Raw genomic sequence first — 22257 nt, forward strand, 5'->3', positions numbered from 1 at the left:
TGCTATTATAGTGGTATGATTATCTTGGAACTTCAACATAATGATGCCTCCTTTCGAATTTGTTTCCCTACAAATAGGATAGCACATTTTGTTGAAGTTTCTTTATTTAACTAGCACAACAGGTTAATTTAATAAAGAAACTACTGAGCAAAGGGTCCGCATAAGCGAGACACCAAATGGCCGGAGTAAAGCGAGTTTTAGCTTACTCCGGCTATTTTTTTTGCCTATTTTTCCAGTTTTGCTGCTGCCGCTTTACTCCCGGTAAAGAAGGGAGCAGCAATGAAGATTCATTATGAGTTTGTAACAGGAGAGAAGTTGGAAATCGAGGTGGATGACAGCATCGGAGATATTGTCATTGAGATGGAGGTATTACAGTCCAGGAAAAACCGTGCTGAAACCAGAAGGCACAGTTCGCTGGAATGCCTGCAGGAGCAACAGCCTGGGCGTAACCCAAAACAGTTCGTGGATGAAAAAGTGGATATTGAGCAGATCATTATAGATTTGGACGAGAGGGAAAGGCTGCATCAGGCAATCAGGAAGTTAGAATACAGGGATTCCCGGATGGTCAGCCTCTATTATTTTGAGAACAGTACTATGGAAGAAATCGGTAGGGAAATGGGGATTTCGGCTATGACTGTGTCAAAAAGGCTGAAAAAAATTCCGGATAAAATAAAAAAGTTTATGTTCTAGTTTAAAAACCATATTTCCCGTGGCTATATAGTAGGGACCAAAAGCGTTCCGGAGAGAAAGGAGGTCTTGTTATGAGAATTATAAGGATTACCCTGAAAGAAGAAAGAGAATCTACTGTTTTGGATTCAAAGGGGGAAAAGCAGATTGCATCGTTGACCTTACTTCCAGAAAAAAGGAAAGCAGACGTGGAGAGCAGGAAGGGGGAATGGGAAAATGAAACTTGCATTGATTGTAACTAAGCTTACCGGCAATGCGGAAAATGACCGGATGAGGGCAGCTGAATATTGCCGGTATGCGGCACACAAGGGGATGATTCCTGGTTTCCCGGCTGGCAAAGCAGGTGGATGAGATATGGGTGTTCGGGAATGAGAAGGATGAGGAAAAGAAGAAGCGGATAGAAGAAGCCTGCCGGGAGTATGGGAGCAGGGCAAAGTATTTTGATGCGGCACAGATAGGGGAGGAACTTCTTATGTGTGCCATGTATACAGATGAACTGATAGAGCGTTTGGAAGAAATGGAGGGAATTTAGATGGGTTCAGAATTATTGAAGATGGCGGAGAGCCTTGCTGTAGTGGTGGAAAGTCTGTGTGTGCTGGCAGGTATTCAGAAAAGTGAAAATGCAGGGGCCGGAGTTAGGCCGAAAGAGAAGACTGAAACGGGAAATGGGATGGATGCTGGAATGGCAGGTAAGAAAAGTACGGAAAATTCTGGGGCAAAGGAAACGCCTGTGGCGGTGGAAGATATCCGGGCAGTCCTGGCACAGAAATCCCAGGATGGGAAGTCAAAGGAAATTAAGGAGCTATTGGGCAGATACGGAGCAGTGAAACTGTCTGCGGTGAAGCAGGAGGATTACCCGGCACTGCTTGCGGAAGCGAAGGTGCTGTGATGGGGAGACATGCGCTGTTGTCTGCTTCTTCTTCCAAGCGGTGGCTGAACTGTACGCCGTCCGCAAGGCTGGAGGAGCAGTTTACGGGAGAGACGGGGAGCGTTTATGCGGAGGAAGGCACTGCCGCCCATGCGTTGGCGGAGCATAAAATCAAACGGCTGTTGAAGCGGCGTTCCAGGCGTCCGGTGTCGGATTATGACTGTGACGAGATGGAGGAATGTACGGATGAGTATGTTTCCTATAGCATGGAGCAGATTGAACTGGCGAAGCAGAGCTGTAAAGACCCTGTTGTGCTAATCGAGCAGCATCTGGATTATTCTGCTTACGTGCCGGAAGGGTTTGGGACCGGGGATTTGGTGATTGTTGCGGATGGAACTTTGGCAGTCATTGACCTGAAATATGGGAAAGGCGTGGCTGTAGAGGCAGAGTGGAACCCGCAGATGATGCTGTACGGGCTGGGAGCTTTGGAGTTGTTTGATGCCATTTATGATATTGATACAGTGCGGATGACGATTTACCAGCCGAGACTGGAGAGTGTCAGTACCTGGGAAATTTCTGTTTCTGGCTTGATGGAGTGGGTGGAAACGGAATTAAGGCCGAAGGCGGCACTTGCTATTAACGGTGAGGGAGGGTTCCGGTGCGGCTCCTGGTGCCGATTCTGCAAGGCAAAGAATACCTGCAGGGCAAGGGCGGAGGAATATTTGAGGCTGGCGCAGATGGAGTTTCAGGCTCCGGCGCTTCTGTCGGATGAGGAGATTGCGGAGGTTTTGAAGGTTGCGGATGACCTGGCGAAGTGGGCGGCGGATGTGTATGCCTTTGCCACGGATGAGGCAATCACCCACGGGAAGCAGTGGACTGGATTTAAGCTGGTGGAAGGCCGGAGCAACCGGAAGTATACGGATGAGGAGGAAGTGGCGGAGGCGGCGAAGGCTGCCGGATACACGGATATTTATAAGAGCACTTTGGTGGGCATCACGGAGATGGAGAAACTGATGGGTAAGAAGAAGTTTGCGGAGGTGCTTGGGAAGCTGGTGTATAAGCCACAGGGCAAAATCACCCTGGTGACGGAATCGGATAAGAGACAGGCAGTAGAAACAGCGTCCGCAGAGGCGGATTTTAAGGAGGCATAATTAGATGGGAAATGAGAATGCGAATGTAAATGTAACGAAAGTGATTGTACCCTGCAGGTTTTCTTACCTGCATTGCTGGGAACCGAATGCGGTGAACGGGGGAGACCCGAAGTATTCGGTGTCGGCCATCATTCCGAAGTCGGATACGGAGACCGTGGAGAAGATCAAGAGGGCCATTGAGCAGGCGAAGAAGGACTCCGTTTCCAAGTGGGGCGGGAAGGTTCCGGCGAATTTGAAACTTCCTTTGAGAGATGGGGATATCGACCGTCCGGAGGATGAAGCCTATGCGGACAGTTATTTCTTCAATGCCAACAGCAGGCAGGCCCCGCAGGTGGTGGATAAGAATGTGCAGCCCATTCTTGAATAAAAAGCATGTCATTGGATTAGAGGATATTGCTATAAACAATGCTAAATTTGATATGGAAGTAAACTTAATTAAATGCCCTAATTGTGGCTCAAAAAATACAAAGTAAATTTCAACAACAAGTAGAGTTACTAGCGTTGCCATGCTTGGAGTGGCAAGTGTTAAGATTGGAAAACAATACGAATGCAAACAATGTAAATATAAATGGTAAGTGTGAAACAAATATATAGTGGATTTACCATAGATAAGGACATCAGCTATATTTAGAGGGGCGGCAGGAACTGTAATTTTGGGACCAGTTGAAATTTTGGCCGGACTAACGGCTAAGAATAAAAGGACATATACTATAACAGTTGCTTTTAAAAGTGGAAAAAGAAGCCTAATTTGTATGGATGATAAATTTTATAAGATATTTCTCAAAACGTATTTTAACGATTAGAAAGAAGTATAGTACATTAAGGACTATGGTATTTTGCCATAGTCCATTTCAATTGTGTGTTGGCGGCTGATCACCGCCTCCTACTTGATTTATAGATTCTTCTCTTTCATAATATCAATCATTTGCAGTATAACATTAATTTGACGATCTTCTAAGCCACTAACATCTACGGTTTTTAAATTCTCTAACCCCAATAAATAATCAGTAGATACATGAAAAATACGAGCAAGGCTAATCAACACGTCATAAGATGGGTAACGATTACCAGCTTCATAAGATGATATAGCACTAATTGCAACACCTGATAAATCTGCAAGTTGCTTTTGAGTTAAATTTCTTTGAGTTCGTAGAGATTTTATTTTTTCTCCAAAATTCACCATTAGTATCACCCACCTTTACATTTAGTGTAAGTGTACTAAAAAGAATTTCTGTTTAGGTGTAAAAATATACACTAATACGGAAACAAACTATTGAAAATTATAGAACTCAATAGTAAAATGAAGTTAATATAATAATTTAGGGGAGGAAGTGATTACTTGAACGAAAACACAAAGATAATAGTGGAACTAACGAAGGATGAATTAGAATTGATATACAAAGAATTTTCTGATTTGACAAATGTACATTTACATAAATGGACTAAATTAGTAGAAGCAAAGCAATACAAAACGAAAGAGTGCGAGGAACAATGGTTGCTTACTGGCATTTATCACGAAGTAATGTGTCAAATTGGGGAAGCATTAGGAATACAGGTAAGCGATTCCATTGATGAGTTGGACGAAGAAGTAAGGATAATACCTTTTGAAGCATACAAAAATTTTGTGAAAAATAAATAGACTATAAAATTTCAGGATTGCGGTAAAAACCGTAGTCCTTTTTTAGTTAAAATTAAAGCAAGAAAGGGAAATTTATATAAGCATGACAGAAAAAGTTTTGGTTGACAAAAAATTACTTAACATAAATGAGTTTTGTACCTATCTTGGTATAGGACAGACGAAAGCAAGGGAAATTATGACAAAGACAAATAATCCGTTTACAGTGCGGTTAGGAAATAGATTGTATGCAAATAAAATCTTGTTGGACAAGTGGATTGATTCAATAAGCGGAAATAAAGTGAAAAGAGAAAATTAGGATTGAAAAAGAAGAGGATTTTTCGTATAATTTAAGTATGAAAGATACCTCGTTCTTTTTGTTGAAGAAAGGATGAGAATATATGCCAAAAGATTTAAAGGGTAAAGAGTTACCAAAAGGAATTTATCAGAGAAAGGATGGTAGATACGAAGCAAGAGCATCAGTGAATGGGATTAAAGTCCAGTTATACAATTTTAATCTGAAACAGTTGAAAGTGGATTTTGAAAAGGCGAAAGAGGAAGCCAAACAGGGTGTAGATAAGAAATTGTCAGAAATCACATTGAACGAGTGGTTTGAGGAATGGTTTGTCAGATATAAGATACCCAAAATCAAAGAGACAAGCATAAATCCAATGAGAACAAAATACAGGAGTAACTATGGCAGACTGATAGGAGATATGAAAGTTTCGGAGATTCGGAATATGGATATTCAGGCTGTGATTAATACTATGCAGAAAGAGGGAAAAGCAACTTCAAGTATGCGTGATGCGCTCGGCAGAGTAAGAGAATGCCTTGAATCTGCTAAGAACAACAGAATTATAGCAGTAAATCCATGCTTTGATATTACTGTTCCGTGGGAGAGCACAACGAAAGAAAGACGTTTCTTATCGCAGAAGGAGCAAACATTATTCTTACAAACAGTTGAAAATAACTGGTATAAGGAAATGTTTTATATTATGTTCCTTACTGGTATGCGTATCGGTGAAGTCGGCGGCTTGAAATGGGAAGATATTGATTTTAAGAATAAATGCATTAACATAAACCGCTCATTATCTTCGGAATACCATAAAGGCATAAAAACTATGCGACTGACCACACCGAAAACACATAATTCATATCGTAAAATTCCATTTATGGGAGAAGCAGAGGAAATGTTTTTATCCCAGAAGAAAAAGCAGGACAAGATTAAAAAAGAATTGGGCAAAAGATATAGAAGTGAGGGAGAGCTTTCAAATTTAGTATTCGTTACGTCAATGGGTTCACCAGTGCTTAGATATCATGCAGAGAAAGAATGTAAAAAGGTAGCGAAAGCTATTAATGAAGCAGAAGCGTTTGAATCAGTTAGAGAAAAGCGTGAGCCGATTATCTTTGGAGATGTGTATCCTCATGCAATCCGTCACACGTTTTGTAGTAGATGTTTTGAACTGAATATGAATCCCAAAGTAGTACAGGCGTTAATGGGGCATCAACATTACTCTACTACCATAGATATTTATACTCATGTTATGGAAAGCGATATAAATAATGAGGGTAGAAAACTAGAATCGGCAATCGTAGTAAATGAGTAATCGCAAAATTTACCAAAGTTATAAAAAACCATACCAAGATTGAGTGTCTACCTTAAATAAAGTGGTTTCAACATGAAAATTGAGATGTACCAAAGTAGAAAGTTTGGTACAGATGATTTATAGATAACAGTTTACCTTGAAAATACAACAAAAAATGAAAATAGTTCGCTAAACAGATGGGCAACTAATTTATCTTCGTAAGACTGATAAAAAGTTAATTAAATAGCGTATTTAAGCGGTTTCTGGCTATTTTAAAAGTGCTATGAACTACTGTAAAATCTCACAAAATATCGTGCTATTTTGGGTAGGGTATTGGGTAATGAAATTTACCCAACCTCTTAACGAGGAATTTGCTTGTTGTTTAAAATAGAAAGGGAACGCTGTGAGAGTTAAGGGTGTATTGTATTTGGCAATACACCCTTAAATTTTTGAAAAAATATCAATGTCCGTGTTGTGGATGTTTCACTTACAATGTTCCATTGAACGAAGATTGTGGGGATATTTGCCCCGTATGCTTTTGGGAGAATGACCCATTCATTACTTCTGATGACGAACCAAGCGACTCAAATCATGGAATAACTTTAAACGAAGCGATAGCCAATTATTTACGATTTGGTGCTTGCGAAGAAGAAATGTTATGCTATGTTCGTCCATCAAAAAGTAATGAAAAAAGAAGCTCATAGCAACAACTTCCAGTCGTGCGCCCAGCAAAGGGCAATTAACCTAACAGGTGCAAATCCTGTCTGACTAAGGTCTAGCCAACCATCAGTAGCGAGTCTTGCGTGATAATCAGTAATGATTATTGCGAAGCGTAGACAGCGGGCAAGTAGGGTTGCAATGCGATTGAGCCTCGAAAAGTTGAATTTCAGAGTTTAGACGCACAACTAATCTGTAAACTGTGCAGTTACTTGGATTGTGGAATAGTAGAACTAATAGAGTATGTGAAAGAATAAGAGCCTGTCGGATTGAAGAAAATTCGTATAGGTTTTTTTTGTATCAAGAAATAGAGAAAATGTAGTGAGGTCAAGGAACAAGGAGAAGCCGATACGCCGTAGGGCTATGAATTTAGGGGGCGTAACGCCACATTTGCCAGTCAATTGGAATTTAGTACCAATATCATGCTTACGGGGAGGATAGAATCAAGGCTTTATGCTAAGATGTTTGGGCATGTTAAGGAAACCAGGAGGGCCTTTGAAGTTTCTGTATCTTTGTGTCATGCAGTCAAGAATGAAGGTGACGCTGGGATATGATTGACTTTAAATATACAGTATCTTATACTATAAAAAGATATAACTGAAGATGAAAGTACTTAAGAGAAAGTATGCTGCGAACAAGCCGGAGAGGATGGTTTAAGCCACTCTTTTCTTATAGCAGGACCGTATTACGAGGAGAGGAAATCCTATGGATATTGAAAAGTGGTTTACGCCAGCGATTGAGATGGGGCAGCTCATAAATGAATACCGGAGTGCCCCGCCAGAAAAAAAAGAAGAGCTAGAGCTGCTCATTAAGGATTCCGCATATCTTATGCGTTTACATACTATGCAGAGTTATAGCAGCGCTGACTTTCTGCGTGGGCTTATGCCTGATCAAAAGGTTAATTCCATCAAACGGGATTTTTTTCTGAATCCTGCGATTCCCAGCTATAATCGAAGGAATACGATTAACAAGATGTGTTATCACAGGCATGACTATCTGGAGTTTATTTTTGTACTCAGGGGGAGCTATGTCCAATCTATAAATGGTATCCTGCATGAACACAAAGCAGGAGATGTATGTCTCCTTAACCCGAATGTTATCCACAGGGATGAAGTGTCAGGTCCTGATGACAGAGTGCTGTTTATGGGGCTTTCGCCCAGTTTCCTAAAAGGTGAGTTAAGTCGTTTTTTTGCCCCTCATTCTGAAATTGCGGCATTTATGCAGGAGCAGTACGGACGTACTGACCAACAATATATCTTATTTCAGAGTAATGATTTTTCTATGGTTTGCAGGCTCCTGGAAAAGATTATGGAAGAAGATGACCAAAAATTACCGGGACATCATCTGGTTATCAAAGGCTATCTTATCCGTCTGTTTGGAGTTTTAATAGAGAATAACAGTTTTACCTGCCATTACCAGAGCAAAAGCGAGATTGAAGAAAATCTTCTGGCAGAAATCCTGAAATATATGCAGGATCATATTGATACTGTGAAACGGGATGAACTGGCTGCATTCTTTCATTTCAATCCAGATTACCTGAATCGGTTCCTGCTGAGAAAAACCGGATGCAATTACTCGTCCCTCCTGCGTTCCATGCGCCTTGAGTCAGCTGCTGATCAATTAAAAAATACCGATAAAAGCGTCAATGAAATTATTAATGACCTGGGTATTTCTAATAAAGGATACTTTAACAGGATTTTCAGCGAAAAGTATGCTATGCTCCCCGGTGCCTACCGTAAAGAATGGCGGTCTTTAAAAATATAACATTTATCATTTCTTAGAGTGGTTACTGTACAGAAAGTCTGAATAAGTAACCGCTCTTCTCTTATATATCTGTTCAAGATACTGAATATACCACCCCTATCTGCTATGTTATATATATAAATTGCACATATAAAGGAAAGGGAGAAAAATATGGACAAAATCACCTTTTTAGGAGCCGGAAGCACAGTCTTTGCCAAAAATGTATTGGGTGATTGCCTGCTGACCGATGCGCTCTGCGAATTTGAGTACGCGTTGTATGATATTGATTCGCAGAGGTTGGATGAATCTTTCATGATGCTTTCTAACATTAACAAGAATTCCAATAGCAGCAGGGCACAAATCACAAAGTATACCAACCGTCTTGAGGCCCTGCGGGATGCGAAGTACGTTATCAATGCTATTCAGGTGGGCGGCTATGAGCCATGTACTGTTACAGATTTTGAGATTCCAAGAAAGTACGGTCTTTGCCAGACCATCGGTGACACAGTGGGAATCGGAGGTATTTTCAGGGCACTGCGTACGATACCTGTTATGCTTGATTTTATGAGGGATATGGAAAAAGTGTGCCCCGACGCCCTGTTTTTAAATTATACCAATCCTATGGCAGCCCTGACAATGGCAATGCTGAAATCATCTTCCATCCAAACAGTAGGGATCTGCCATTCCGTACAGGTCTGTGTGCCTCAACTTCTTTACCGCCTGGGTCTTCCACAGGATCATGTACAGTATAAGATTGCAGGAATCAACCATATGTCCTGGCTGCTCGATATCACACGCAATGGAGTGGATTATTATCCCGAAATCAAAAAACGTGCCCAGGAAGGTCCTATCATCAAGCCCTATACCAAGGAAATGCTGAAAGATTATCCGCAGCTTTTATATCCGGAATACGAATTTACGCCTCAGAAGCATGATGATTTAGTACGTTTTGAAATTATGAAACAATTTGGCTGTTATGTCACAGAGTCAAGTGAACACAATGCGGAATTTATGCCTTACTTTATCAAGAAAAGCCATCCTGAACTTATTGAGAAATACCAGATTCCATTGGATGAATATCCCCGCCGCTGCAGGATCCAGATTGAGCACTGGAAACATTTAAAGAACCAGTTGGTTGGCAATGAAGCACTGACCCACACAAGGACGCGGGAATATCCATCCTATATTTTGGAGGCACTCGAAACAGGAAACCCCTTTACGTTTGCAGGAAATGTTATGAATAAAGGTCTGATTGACAATCTTCCTTCGGATTGCTGCGTAGAGGTTACATGTGTAGCAGGCCAGGGAGGAATACAGCCTTGCCATGTAGGCAGTCTGCCGCATCAACTGGCTGCCTTGAACATGAGCAACATAGGAACACAGCAGCTTACTGTAGACGCAGCCCTTCTGGGGCACAGAGAAGCAATCTATCAGGCAGCATTGCTCGACCCACATACTGCTTCGGAACTGACCATTGATGAAATACATAATATGGTGGACGACTTGATTGAAGCTCATGGCAGCTGGCTGCCAAAATATCATTAAACTATAATAATGAAATTCAAGAGGAGGAATATGTGATGGGAAATCTTGTATCTGCAGAAAATGTCGAACCAACAAAACAAAAAATGAAAAAAGAAAAAAATATGGCTTCTAATATAGAGGTCTTGGGCCATGCGCTGGGGGGCGTGGGGCAAAATACAGTTTATGCCTTATGGAGTGGTTTCATCACCGCTTTTTACACGGATGTATTCGGCATGAACCCAGCCGTCATGGCGGCAATTTTTCTATTTGCCAGGATATGGGATGGTATCAATGACCCAATGATGGGGATTTTAGCAGACCGTTCTAAAAGCCGGTTCGGGCGCTATCGTTGTTGGCTGCTGCGTATGCCGCCAGTAGTGGCTGTCTGCCTTGTCCTGAATTTTACAGTCCCACATTTCGGGACCACGGGCAATATCATTTATGCTACTATCACCTATATTTTAATGGGCATGGCTTTTACAAGTGTGGATATTCCTTACTGGAGCCTTCCTGCCGCTATGACCAGCAACCCTGAAGAACGTACCAAAATATTTACAACTGCTACTCTTGGAACAAATCTGGCAACTACAGTAGGGAATATGCTCATCCCTATTCTGCTTGTAACCTTTGGCGGTACAGGAAGTTCCCGCGCCTACTTTATAACAGCAGTGATTTTTGCCCTGGTTGGTTTTGTATTATATCTGACTTGCTTTGGTCTGGTTAGGGAGCATGTGAAGGCACCTACAGAAAAGTTTAGTTTTAAGCTGGCAATTAAATCTCTTTTTACCAACAAGCCTCTGTTCTGCATTATGATAACCAATCTTGTCATTAATCTTGCTTTTATTATGAAAATGACTTTGAATTATTATTACACAACTTATACACTAGGAGATGTAAAGTTAATGTCTCTGATGAGCCTGATTACGCTTCCAAGTATTTTGCTTGGCACGGCTGCCGCTCTATTTTTAACGAAGTTTTTTGGAAAGAAGAAAACATTGCTGGGTCTGATGGCTGCGAATCTGGTAATAAGCATCATTTTTTATCTGATAGGATATCATAATATAACACTTGTACTTATTATGGGAGCACTGCAGATACTATGTGTGGGCTGCTCCTTTGTAGTAATCAGTTCCATGACCGCAGATACTATCGAATATGGTGAATGGAAGACCGGTCAGCGCAATGAAGGCGTTATCACTTCCACACGTACTCTTATTACTAAGATTGCTTCGGCACTGGTAGGTGTAGCTGTGGCTATTGTCCTTACTATGACAGGCTATGTACCGAATGTAGAACAGACAGCATCTACTATGAATGCATTCCACTTTGTAGTTGCATTACTGCCGGGCATTGTCATGATGATTGGAGCAATCCCAATGTTCTTCTATCCGCTGACAGAAAAACGTCATGCAGAAATCGTAGAGGAACTGAAAGAACGTAAAAATAAAAAGTAATTTATCAAATATATCCGAAAGCCAGCGGTTAACGCACCGCTGGCTTTTCAGAATGGAGGCTGCATATGCACTATAAAATCCCCTTAAACTACGACTGGTATTTTAAACCTGATTTTGTCCCTGAAGATAAGAACTGCACACCCGAAACCGCAGGATTTGAAACCGCCGATCTGCCACATACTAACCGCATACTTCCGTACAATTATTTCGATGAGACATCCTATCAGTTCGTTAGCTGCTATAAAAAGTTTCTGATGCTTTCCGAAGAGTTTAGAGGGAAAGCTATTTATTTGGAATTTGAAGGAGTCATGCTGACCTGTGCGGTTTATTGTAACGGTATTGAGGTAGGCAGGCATGAAGGGGGATATACTCCTTTTAAAATAGACATCACATCTGCAGTTCGTTTTGAAACCCAAAATGTACTCGTGGTAAAGGTGGACTCCAGCGAACAAAGTGGTGTTCCGCCCTTTGGAAATGTAGTAGACTACCTGACTTATGGCGGGATTTACCGTGAAGTATGGATGTATGCAGCCGATCCTATCCGTTTAGAACGGCTTTGGCTGGACTGTCCCAATGTCCTGTCAGATCAGAAAGCACTGAACTGTGGATGTGAAATCACTGCTGAGATACCATCTGAAGGGGTGCTGGAGATTACGCTGTTTTCCCCTCAAGGAAAAGCTGTAAAGAGATATGAGGAGCGTATCACTTTGAAGCCCGGTACACAAAAGTATCTGGCAGTCCTGGCCAATCTGGAAAGCATTCTGCTGTGGGATGTGGAGCATCCGTATCTCTATCACATAGAAGCCACCCTTTCGGCTGCCGGTTATCAATCGGCTGTGAGTGAACGTTTCGGTTTTCGCCATGCCCGCTTTCAACCTGAAGGTTTTTTTCTGAACGGAAAGAAATTAAAGCTGATTGGTCTGAACAGGCATCAGTCATGGCCTTATGTAGGATATGCCATGCCCGAAAGGATACAGAGGAAGGATGCATTGCTTCTGAAGAAGGACCTGGGATGCAATATCGTCCGTACCAGCCACTATCCGCAATCCAGGCATTTTTTGGACGCCTGTGATGAACTTGGGCTGCTGGTCATGGAGGAAATCCCCGGCTGGCAGCACATAGGAAATGAAGCATGGAAACAGCGTTCCCTTGAGGACCTGGAGGCTATGATAACCAGAGATTATAACCACCCTTCTGTCATCCTGTGGGGGGTACGGATTAATGAGTCTCAGGATGATCATTCTTTCTATACACAGACTAATTCCCTCGCCCATGCCATGGATCCCGGCAGGCAGACGGGTGGCACACGTTATATCCAGCGAAGTGAACTGCTGGAGGATGTATATACTTATAATGATTTTACCTATGACGGCAAGGGCATGGTATTTCGCCCACAGCAGCATACAACCGGTCTGGATACACAAGTGCCTTTGCTGGTCACGGAAAGCAATGGACACATGTATCCTACTAAACGTTTTGACCAGGAATCCCGGCTGACAGAACATGTCCTCCGCCATCTGAAGGTAATCAATGAGAGTATCGGCAGGGATGATCTGGCGGGTGGAATCAGTTGGTGCGCGTTTGATTACCACACACACGGCAGTTTTGGCTCAGGGGATAAGATTTGCTATCATGGCGTATATGATATGTTCCGGAATCCGAAATATGCAGCCTATGCCTATGCTTCACAAAAGGAGCCTGCACAAGGGCTGGTTCTGGAGCCTGTTACGCTTGCAAGCCGGGGGGAAAAAGACGGCGGAGGACTGGTTCCTTTTTATGTTTTAACAAACTGTGATTTCGTGAGGGTATATAAAAATGGAAACAAAGTATCAGATTTTTATCCTCTGAAAGAAGAGTTTGAATACCTGAGTCATCCTCCGGTCATGGTGTTCCACATGATGGAAGAAGAACTGCTTAACGCTTTTTCGTCGGAGGATCAGAAATCGCTTATTGATTTACTTAAAAAAAGGATTTCAGAAGGAACCTTAACCTCCATGCTGCCAGAAGATATTGCTTTTATGTCAAACCTTGCACAACGATATAACCGTGATATAAGGGAGCTTATCAGCATTGTCATTAAATCAGCAGGCGGATGGGGGGATGCAGAAAATAACCTGATATTGGAAGGCTGGCTGGACGGACACGCAGTCTGCAAGAAAGAATTAGGAGAGACGAAATATGCCGTCCAACTAAATGCCAGCGCAGATGATGGGGTACTCTTTTCCAACGGGGATACTTATGATGCCACTCGAATTACGGTAAAAGCACTGGATAATATGGGAAATCTGATGCCGTTTACACAAGAATGTGTGGAAATCCTGATAGATGGACCAGCCATATTGCTTGGACCATCCCGTTTCCCGCTTATTGGAGGTGTCTCCTCTTTTTGGATTAGAACAGCAGGTAAGCCAGGAGAAGTTCATATTAAAGCGAACGGAGTCTATAGCCAGACCACCTGCAAGGTTCTGATAAAATAGCGAATAGGTCTGTGTTTAGCCGGGACGGTTTTAAAGGGAGGCTGTGTTACTGTTTGCAGGATCGCCAGAGGACAGTAACTGGATCTGCCCATTTAAAGTCGCCTTCGGCGAGAGGCAGATGCCTCGAAGTCATCACTTTATCGGCTCCGCTGCCGTGCTGCATGGTGTACGACACAGTTTGTGTAGAAATAGTAACTAGCCATTGTCAAAATAAAATTAAACTTCAATAAGGCTTTGGGGATTATTTGCAAAAGCCTGTTATGTTGGGATAGCACCGCGGAAAATCGTAGAAACATTTCTGCAGTGTATTCCGTATACGGGATTTCCGAGAGTTCTAAATGCGGTTTTCACTGCGAAAAAAATATTTGCAGAACGTGGCCTTGTGCTATGAAATGGGAGAGAAGGAAATAAGTACTTAGAGTATTAAAAATACGGCATCTTCGTGCGGTGTATTGCCATCCCGCATGAAGATGCCGCATAGAAATATCAAAGTTTAAATTTTTCCGGAGGCGCCGGTTTTCCCACAAAATAACCCTGGATATAGTCACAACCGATTTCTTTTATAAAGTTGTACTGTTCTTCTGTCTCCACGCCCTCCGCACAACATTTAATTCCAATATCATGGCTCATTTGAACGATATGTTTCATTAAAGCTTTGCCCTTAACAGAAGTTTCATACCTTTGTACGACGCTTTTGTCTATCTTCAAAAGGTCAAAGTCAGCCATCATTAAAAACTCATATGAGGAATATGCAACACCAAAGTCATCAAGGACAATACGGAAACCACGGTTTTTAAGCTGTTCCAGCAGCAGAGCCATCTGCTTTTTATTGAGTGTCTCCTGCGCTTCGGTGATTTCTATTTCTATTTGTTCCGGCTTTAAATCATAACGCTTAAAAATCTCCCAAAACCGAGTAAAAAAATGGTCATCAAATAAAGTAATCCTTGAAAGATTCAGAGCAAGCCTAATTTCCGAGAACGGGGTATTTTTCCAGCTTGTCAGTAGTCTGCATACTTCTTCCAGAACAAAGAAATCAATGTTAGAGATAAGTCCTTCACTTTCCAGCATGGGAATAAACTTAAAGGGAGGAGAGATGGAGCCATCTTTTTCCCTGTAGCGCACAAGAGCTTCCGCACTGTCTATGCTGTCTGATCCCAAGTTTATTTTGGGCTGCAGATAAACCAGGTATTCCTTATTGAGGATCGCATTCGTCAAATCCTTCAGCAAAGGTGTTTTTTCAGGTGCAATGTTTTGGGATGTCCGGTAATATTCCTGCTTTTTCAGATACATTAACCGGTCAGCTTTATTCAGAGATTCATTTAGGTCAGTGTAGATATCATTCCATGTCGTTCCCATAGATATGATACATAAATTGTTTTCAGATAAAGATTCTTCCAGACTGCTGACCTGCGTCATAAACGCCTCATATGTCAGGGCTTCGGATACGACCAGAAATTCATCTCCGCTGAGGCGGAATTTTCTGGCATCGGGGAAGAATTTCTTTATCATGTCGGAAACATGAGTGACGATCATATCTCCATATACATGGCCTTTGGCATCATTAAACCGTTTCAGGCCATTGATATCCATAAATATGATCCCTATGGGAGAGGGCATCCGTATGGAAAAGTCTTCACAGTAATTCAAAAAGCTGTTTCGGTTTTCAAGTCCTGTCATGAGATCCTGATAGCTCATCAGCTCCAGCTTTTTCTTTAAAGTATTTTTGGCAATTTCACTTTCAAGAAAATAGGAAAGCCCTTTCAGATAATGGAAATTCTTTTTGTTCTGCTTGGGATCGTCTACACCCAGAAAACCTTTTATCTCTCCTTTGTCAGAGAGGGGAATTGCCATGAGGCTTTTAATGCCCTGTTTTTTAAGAATGTCGTATTCCAGCCGGCGGTCTTCACCAAGTTCTTCGATATTATTTATCTTTATGTAGTCTCTGATCTCAAACTGTTCCATCCAGAAAGATATGGTTTCAAGAGGTACATTCTGCAGATGGTCAATCTGAGGGGATACCCCTTCGGCACAGATTTCGTAAGTATTGTTGGCAACATTGTTTTTTACATCCGCTTCAATAATATAAACCCTGTCGGACTGATAGTAGTTTTGTACGATTCGCAGGACATATTCAATGGCATCATCCAAATATTCCGAGGAAGTCAGCCACTGGAGGCAGTCGACCAGACTTTTTTCCGCCATGAAAGCAGAGCAGCTCTCATCATGGGGAACGATTCCCCCGGAATCTGTGCGAAAAGACAAAAGGTATGCATCATTTCCAAGCCACTTCATGGAAGACGCCTGTAATTTAATGTGTATATTTTTTTCCGGAACATAGAGTTCTCCGGTTCCTCCGTTCAAAAGAGGGCAAAAATCACATATGCTGTCTTTTCCATAAAATGCTTTATAGCAGAACTCTCCTAATTGGACTTTGGGTTTTAGTTCCTTGGTATTTTGGCTTAAGTAAAGCAGCTCAAAGGAGTCCTGCTGGATCACGTAGATACAGGAATCATTGGAATCCAATATAGTATGCAGCTGCAGTTTCATTTCACTGTTCCAGTCCATCACTCTGCGTTTCTGCAGGAAAATGGACATCATTTGGGAGATAAGGGAAAGGGTATCTACTTCCTCTTTCGTCCAGAGACGTAAGCCTGTACATTCATCGAAACCAATAAAACCGGCAAGATTTTCCCCTTTCCAGAAAGCACACTGAAGTGTGGAGCAAATGCCCTGTTCCTCCAATATTTCCCGTTGTTTTGGATGCAGTGTGTTGATATCTCTGCAGTAGAATATGGAGTTGTCCTGAAATAAGGTATGATAGTCCCCAAACTGATTGTAATTGAGATTCTGCAGCATAAGAATCTGGGGAGGGATGCCCTCATTACACCATTCATAAGTATTGGAAGTATATTTACCGTCTTCTGTGGATTCAAATATGTAGGCCCTGCTCACATCAAACTTCTTGCCCACAGTTTCCAGAATAAGGTTAATGGCCTGATCAGGATTCTCCATGCGATATAGGATCTTAAAAACATCAGCCAGCAAATCTCCCTGACTTTGGACGGTCCGGGATTCGGAGTCAATGTGTGCACCGATGGAAGAGTATCCGGTATCCTCAGCACAATATGCGCGTTTGTTATTATACATCACATATTTATTTTTACCATGGGTTTTTGCCTGATACAGAGCCTGATCGGCATGTTTGTATAAGGTTTTAAAATCAGCTCCGTCATCCGGGTAAGCGGCCACACCGATACTGCAGGTTATCTGGAGGGAAAATTTTTCGTTTTCAAAAAGATGGCGGAAGACATCGGCCAGACGTTCTGCCTTTTTTCGGGCAGCATCTTTAGAGGGGATATCCTTCATGAAAATAGTAAATTCATCGCCGCCTATTCGTCCCACAATATCTGTTGTGCGCATGAGGGACTTCATGGCAGAGGCCATTTCGGTCAGGACCACATCCCCCATCATATGCCCTTTGGTATCATTTACCTGTTTAAAATTATCCGTATCTATCATAAACAAAGCACAGCATTTCTCCGGCTTTCTGTCCAGATATTCTTTAATCCGCAGTTCTGTTTCTTTGCGGTTATATAATCCGGTCAGAGAATCCTGCTCTGCCTGGGAGCGCAGCTTGTTCATAAACTGCATTTCACCATCAATATCAAAAAGGATTCCTATAACACTGTATGGTTTCTTAAACTCATCAAATTGTGTAAGAGCAAGTAACCGGTACCAGCGTGATACATTACTTTTGCCAGGAATACGGAATTCTGCGGCCGCACATATTTTACCCCGGGAAATATCCGCCTGAAGTGTGGTAAGTACAGAGATATCTTCCGGATGGATACACTCCATGAGATGATTCTGAAAACGCTTTTCCATATCCTCAGCAGAATATCCGGACAACTGAACAAAACCGCTGTTCATCTCCTCTATGGAAAGATACTTGTCAATTCTGCATTTAAGTATCCCAACCTGAAGGCTGTCTGTTGCCATTTGGAATTTAAAATTAGTCTGCTTTGTCACTTTGATCATGTTTATCCTTTCCAGCGCGGCGGCTTGCCTAAAATAGTATATAAAATACAGTATGAAACAGTTGTGGTGGAAAGTCAAGCGAACCTGAAATGAAGGGATAAATCCTTGTGTGTTGTGCTCCATGGGACTAGGGGCCTGCCACACTAAGTTGATATGTGTGACGGACCCTTTATGATTTCTTTCCAAGCCTCACACGGGCCTTTATATAAAATAGTGAATTGACTTTTTAAGATATCTATTGTATTATGATAGAAATGAATGATTCATTCACTAGGGAGGTGCTGTTTTGAACGAGAGAATAAAGGCAATAGCTGACGCAGCTGCTAAGCTGTTCCTGCAGCAGGGATATTCTAAAACGCAGATCAGTCATATTGCAAAGGCGGTAGGCGTGTCTGTGGGCACGATATACCTGGATTTTGTGGGAAAAAAAGAGATCTTACATTTTGTTTTAAAGTGTACGATTGACCCAGACTTTATAAATCATGAGCTGCAAAGGCCAATAACAGATGATCTATTTACAGGGATTGAGCAGGATGTGGTAAAGCTGCTTGAAGAATCTGCAAATGAATTTGAGAAACATTTAAAGGATATAGAGGATTATAGTTTTGAAGAACTCATATCAGACACTTTTGACCTTATGGCCCGATATGCTGTTGGCTGTCTGTTTATTGAAAGGAATCAGTTTGATTTTAAATATTTAGGAGAACACTATACAGCTTATCGAAAAAGATTTTTTAAGGCTATGAGCAGATATATAAGTGAATTTCAAAAGCAGAAAATGATCCGGAATCTGAAGTATCCCGAACTTATCACAACGCTTATTATAGAAATTCTATCGTGGTGGGCAATGGATGTGCGATATACTTCTTTTGAGACGAAAGAAATTCCGATGGAATTGGCAAAAGCTGTCTGTATGGATAATATTATATCTGCTTACAAACTATAAATTAGCAGGGCATTTCAGCCCTCTAATTTTTTAACCACAGATGAATGAATGATTCATTTATGACATAGGGAGGTATTTAGATGAAAATAAAAAACAAGTATTGGTGTTTAGCTGTAAGTGTGTTCTTTATCATGGGTTTGACAGGATGTTCCCATTCTGCGCAGCCGGAAATGGTTAATGAATTGCGTTATTCCGTTGGTGATATTTCGGATTTGACAATTTCTTACGATGAAGAGAATATTACCTTTTATATGTCAGATAGTGACGAAATTGTGATTCGGGAATATATGACCGAAAAGGATAAGGCCTATTATGCCAAAGTCTCGGAAGATGGGAACAGTGTACATATCAGCGAGGGCAGGAAACCATTCTTCAAGGATGGATTTTTAAGGTACGTGGAGGTAGAGCTGCCGTCGTCTTACCAGAAGGGATTGACTGTGACCACAACGGATGGCAATATTGACTTTTCTGAGACCAAACTCATTTTGACGTCACTGCGAATTGACAGTACCGCTGGAAATGTCAATTTGAAGGATATGACTGCCAAGAATATGTACTTGTCATCGACAAGCGGGATGCTGGATCTATATAAATTGCAGGCAGAGGCTATTCATTTCATGACGACCAGCGGCAAAGTATCCTGTGATACATTAAATGGCTCTGTTATCTGCACTACAACAAGTGGAGATGTCAGCATAAAAAATGCTGTCGGTTCGGGGGAATATAAAAATAACAATTCCGGGCTTTTGGAAATTGATTACTCAGAGGTGACAGGAGATTTACTGTTGTTTAATAAAAATGGTGATATCCGTCTAACGATTCCGGATGACTTGGAATTTGACTTTACGGCAGAAACAAAAAACGGGACCATAAGGACATCTTTTCAGGATGAGATTAAAACAAACGGGGCAAAAGCTGAGGGAAAGATTGGGAAAAATCCAGTGATAACGATTGAAACGGAAACACGGAATGGAAAGATTGAGGTGAATAAATGAAAAAAACAAATGTTTTCTTAAAAGTTTTCATATGCCTGCTTATTTGCATTGTCCTGTATATAGGCGGCAGCTATCCGGCCTATCTTTTGGCTTACATTTTTTGTTTTCTTATTCTTTTTTTAAAAACTGTTTTTTCAGATGCAGCTGTGAAGCAGAAGATAGGAGGGATCATGATTCTGACAGTCATCTTAGCGGCACAGATCATGATCGTTGTGCTGGTGATCCGCCAATTAATTGAAAATGCGCAAACCTCACAAATGGGGCGTTTAACAGGCGTGGGTTTGATCTTCATTCCATTTCTGTTTAGCAATACTTTACTTTGTAAGCAGCATACGGACAACCAACAATAACAGGGTGACAAGATGGGAATGAAGGAAGAGGTAGAGATAACAAAAAGTGAAAGTCTGGATTTTATAGAAGCCATACATAAAGAGCGCGTATATCCTCTGATGTATTGTCATATAGAAATTGAGGGAAAATTAGACATTTGCAGGCTGCGGAAAGCGGTTGCGCTGTCCTGCCAATATGTTCCGGAAGTTTTATATGTATTTGACTTTGAAAAATATTGTTTTGTAAAGAAGGATTATGCAGCAGAAGATACCATTATTTTGGAAGAACAGGAATCATATCAACCAATGATGTGGGACTTAGGAACAAACACACAGCTTAAAATATTTATCAGACAGAGAGAAAGGGGGTGGGTGCTGATTATTGGAATGAGCCATCTTCTGGCAGACGGAATTGGATTCTTACAATATCTTTATTTGTTATGCCATTTGTATAACGGAAGGAAATTACCGCACACGCTGAAAAACAGGCGGGATATAGCATATTTATTGAAGGAAGTTCATATTTCCGGACCAACAGAACAGACAAGAAACGGAAAAAAAGTCTCTCTGCGCCCTATACGTTCTTACAGTACGGAAAAGAATTATTATTGCTTAAAGGAAATCATCACTTCCGATGAGCTGAACATCATCCGAAAGATGGCTAAGCAATATGGAGCTACATTGAATGATGTATTTATAAGTGCATACGCCCGTATACTCGCAAAACAGCAGAGGATAAATAAAGTGGTAATTCCCTGCCCGGCAGATTTGCGGGGATTTAAGCCGTATTCTGATAAGCTTACAGTCGCTAATATGACAGGGATATATCATCGTATAACAATAGAAGTTTTGCCCGGTCATAGATTTACAGATACATTACAGCAAGTACACCTCGAAACCGAAATGCAAAAGGTACGCCGCCGCTGCTTTTGCGGGATATCACTGTTGGAAAATGTCTATGGTATCATTCCTGATTTCCTGCTAAGAGGGATAGTGAAAGCAGTCTATAGGCTCCAGCCTGTCTCTTATACGAATATAGGAGTGATCAATGACAGTCTGCTTACACTGCATGATTGCACAATCACGGACTGCTATTTGACGGGAACCTACAGAAGATTTCCGGATTTTCAGCTTACATGCAGTACCTTTAAAAATATATGTACGCTAAACTGTATGTTGATTGGAGACGTAAAGGATAAAGAGAGTTGCTTGAATATCATAAGGCTTGTAAAGCAAGAACTTACCACCTGGGGTATCGCACGGTAGAGGTTATGATTTACTATGACTTCGTAAGATAAGCATCCAATGATCCGGGAAACCCAAAAACGGATGGCCTACAAAATTCCCGGAAAGTCAGCATACGGGAATAGAATAGGTGCAGGATTGCCACGGATGGAGGTTTTTGATGTATTTCACTTTCCATTCTTTTTATAAAAAGAAGGAGAAGCAAAGGTCTTTCTCATATGCAAGAATGCTATTATATGGTAAAATCTCATGTAAAGAGCGAAAAGGGAAAGTCCGGAGTTGTGGATTGTTCGGGCGTTCACTTTGTTCTATCAGGATAATAATTGAGAGGAAATCAAAAAATGATTGTTTTAATAACAGGCGCATCTCATACCGGTAAGACAGCACTTGCACAAAAATTACTGGAAAAGTATAAATACCCGTACCTTTCCGTGGACCACTTAAAGATGGGACTTATCCGCAGCGGATATACAAAGCTTACACCTATGAGCGATGACAGTGCATTAACAGATTATCTATGGCCAATTGTATGTGGAATCATGAAAACAGCTATTGAGAATGAGCAGAATCTTATTGTAGAAGGGTGTTATATTCCTTTTGACTGGTCTAAGGACTTTGCAGCGGAATATTTGACAAAAATTAAATTTTATTGTTTGGTCATGAGTGAAAAATATATTAACAATCATTTTCATGAGATTATGAAATATGCAGATGTTATTGAAAAACGTATAGAAGATGAAGGACTTACGATAGATACGGTACTTAGGGATAATGCGGAAATCTTGGAACTATGCCGCAGCCATAAATTGGAATATATACTTATTGACAATGAGTATCAAGTGGATCTTGAACTGTAATTGTTTTCATTAGTAGAAGAGTGAT

Annotated in this window: 20 protein-coding genes and 1 pseudogene; 19 read left to right on the forward strand and 2 right to left on the reverse strand. The window is 41.4% G+C overall.

The features are described 5' to 3' along the window. Positions 1-279: 279 nt before the first annotated feature. From CI595_RS21555 to CI595_RS21575, 6 genes and pseudogenes are all read left to right on the forward strand, one after another. A complete protein-coding gene (locus CI595_RS21555) occupies positions 280-690 on the forward strand; it encodes a sigma-70 family RNA polymerase sigma factor (protein ID WP_095175687.1) in 411 nt (136 codons plus the stop codon). A gap of 71 nt (positions 691-761) precedes the next feature. Continuing rightward, a complete protein-coding gene (locus CI595_RS26170; protein WP_156087481.1) occupies positions 762-929 on the forward strand; it encodes a hypothetical protein in 168 nt (55 codons plus the stop codon). Between the two features lie 101 nt (positions 930-1030). Then, positions 1031-1219 (forward strand): hypothetical protein, encoded by a 189-nt coding sequence (locus tag CI595_RS26730; protein ID WP_243135231.1) that lies wholly within the window; start codon positions 1031-1033, stop codon positions 1217-1219. Next, positions 1220-1576, forward strand: a complete 357-nt coding sequence (locus CI595_RS21565; protein WP_095175688.1) for a hypothetical protein — start codon at positions 1220-1222, stop codon at positions 1574-1576. It begins immediately after the preceding gene. Further along, positions 1576-2706, forward strand: coding sequence for a DUF2800 domain-containing protein (locus tag CI595_RS21570; protein ID WP_095175915.1), 1131 nt, complete (start codon positions 1576-1578; stop codon positions 2704-2706). The genes CI595_RS21565 and CI595_RS21570 overlap by 1 nt, the downstream gene beginning before the upstream one ends. Positions 2707-2710: 4 nt before the next feature. Continuing rightward, positions 2711-3070, forward strand: a pseudogene (locus CI595_RS21575) (DUF2815 family protein); the annotation flags it as partial. A 528-nt stretch (positions 3071-3598) separates the two neighbouring features. Here CI595_RS21575 and CI595_RS21580 read toward each other — a convergent pair. Further along, a complete protein-coding gene (locus CI595_RS21580) occupies positions 3599-3889 on the reverse strand; it encodes a helix-turn-helix domain-containing protein (RefSeq protein ID WP_095175689.1) in 291 nt (96 codons plus the stop codon). Positions 3890-4045: 156 nt separating this feature from the next. Between CI595_RS21580 and CI595_RS21585 the strand changes: the two genes are divergently transcribed. The 8 genes from CI595_RS21585 to CI595_RS21625 all read left to right on the forward strand — a co-directional run bounded on the left by CI595_RS21585 (position 4046) and on the right by CI595_RS21625 (position 13822). After that, positions 4046-4345 (forward strand): hypothetical protein, encoded by a 300-nt coding sequence (locus CI595_RS21585; protein ID WP_095175690.1) that lies wholly within the window; start codon positions 4046-4048, stop codon positions 4343-4345. Positions 4346-4427: 82 nt separating this feature from the next. After that, positions 4428-4640 carry a hypothetical protein gene (locus CI595_RS21590; protein WP_095175691.1) on the forward strand — a complete coding sequence of 71 codons (213 nt, stop codon included), beginning with the start codon at positions 4428-4430 and terminating at the stop codon, positions 4638-4640. An 82-nt stretch (positions 4641-4722) separates the two neighbouring features. Beyond that, positions 4723-5928: a site-specific integrase gene (locus CI595_RS21595; protein WP_095175692.1), complete on the forward strand. Its 1206-nt coding sequence runs from the start codon at positions 4723-4725 to the stop codon at positions 5926-5928. Between the two features lie 395 nt (positions 5929-6323). Next, entirely contained in the window at positions 6324-6611 is a 288-nt protein-coding gene (locus CI595_RS21600; RefSeq protein WP_243135232.1) for a CPCC family cysteine-rich protein, read from the forward strand. A gap of 718 nt (positions 6612-7329) precedes the next feature. Next, on the forward strand, positions 7330-8388 hold the full coding sequence (locus CI595_RS21610) for a helix-turn-helix transcriptional regulator (RefSeq protein ID WP_095175693.1): 1059 nt from the start codon (positions 7330-7332) through the stop codon (positions 8386-8388). Positions 8389-8538: 150 nt separating this feature from the next. After that, positions 8539-9912, forward strand: a complete 1374-nt coding sequence (gene melA, locus CI595_RS21615; RefSeq protein WP_095175694.1) for an alpha-glucosidase/alpha-galactosidase — start codon at positions 8539-8541, stop codon at positions 9910-9912. Positions 9913-9947: 35 nt separating this feature from the next. Next, positions 9948-11345 (forward strand): MFS transporter, encoded by a 1398-nt coding sequence (locus tag CI595_RS21620; protein WP_095175695.1) that lies wholly within the window; start codon positions 9948-9950, stop codon positions 11343-11345. Between the two features lie 65 nt (positions 11346-11410). Then, on the forward strand, positions 11411-13822 hold the full coding sequence (locus CI595_RS21625) for a glycoside hydrolase family 2 protein (RefSeq protein WP_095175696.1): 2412 nt from the start codon (positions 11411-11413) through the stop codon (positions 13820-13822). Positions 13823-14308: 486 nt separating this feature from the next. Here CI595_RS21625 and CI595_RS21635 read toward each other — a convergent pair whose 3' ends face one another. After that, entirely contained in the window at positions 14309-17860 is a 3552-nt protein-coding gene (locus CI595_RS21635; protein WP_095175697.1) for a diguanylate cyclase domain-containing protein, read from the reverse strand. A 286-nt stretch (positions 17861-18146) separates the two neighbouring features. Between CI595_RS21635 and CI595_RS21640 the strand changes: the two genes are divergently transcribed. The 5 genes from CI595_RS21640 (at position 18147) to CI595_RS21660 (ending at position 22232) form a co-directional block, all read left to right on the forward strand. Continuing rightward, positions 18147-18806 (forward strand): helix-turn-helix domain-containing protein, encoded by a 660-nt coding sequence (locus tag CI595_RS21640; protein ID WP_095175698.1) that lies wholly within the window; start codon positions 18147-18149, stop codon positions 18804-18806. A gap of 80 nt (positions 18807-18886) precedes the next feature. Next, entirely contained in the window at positions 18887-19801 is a 915-nt protein-coding gene (locus CI595_RS21645) for a DUF4097 family beta strand repeat-containing protein (protein WP_095175699.1), read from the forward strand. Next, positions 19798-20151 carry a hypothetical protein gene (locus CI595_RS21650; RefSeq protein ID WP_095175700.1) on the forward strand — a complete coding sequence of 118 codons (354 nt, stop codon included), beginning with the start codon at positions 19798-19800 and terminating at the stop codon, positions 20149-20151. Before CI595_RS21645 ends, CI595_RS21650 begins: the two co-directional genes overlap by 4 nt. A 258-nt stretch (positions 20152-20409) precedes the next feature. Then, positions 20410-21396, forward strand: coding sequence for a hypothetical protein (locus CI595_RS21655; RefSeq protein WP_147737758.1), 987 nt, complete (start codon positions 20410-20412; stop codon positions 21394-21396). A 320-nt stretch (positions 21397-21716) separates the two neighbouring features. After that, positions 21717-22232: an adenylate kinase family protein gene (locus CI595_RS21660; protein ID WP_095175702.1), complete on the forward strand. Its 516-nt coding sequence runs from the start codon at positions 21717-21719 to the stop codon at positions 22230-22232. Positions 22233-22257 lie beyond the last annotated feature (25 nt).

Origin of the sequence: Blautia hominis (assembly GCA_002270465.1) — a bacterium.
GTDB classification, from domain to species: Bacteria; Bacillota; Clostridia; order Lachnospirales; family Lachnospiraceae; genus Blautia; species Blautia hominis.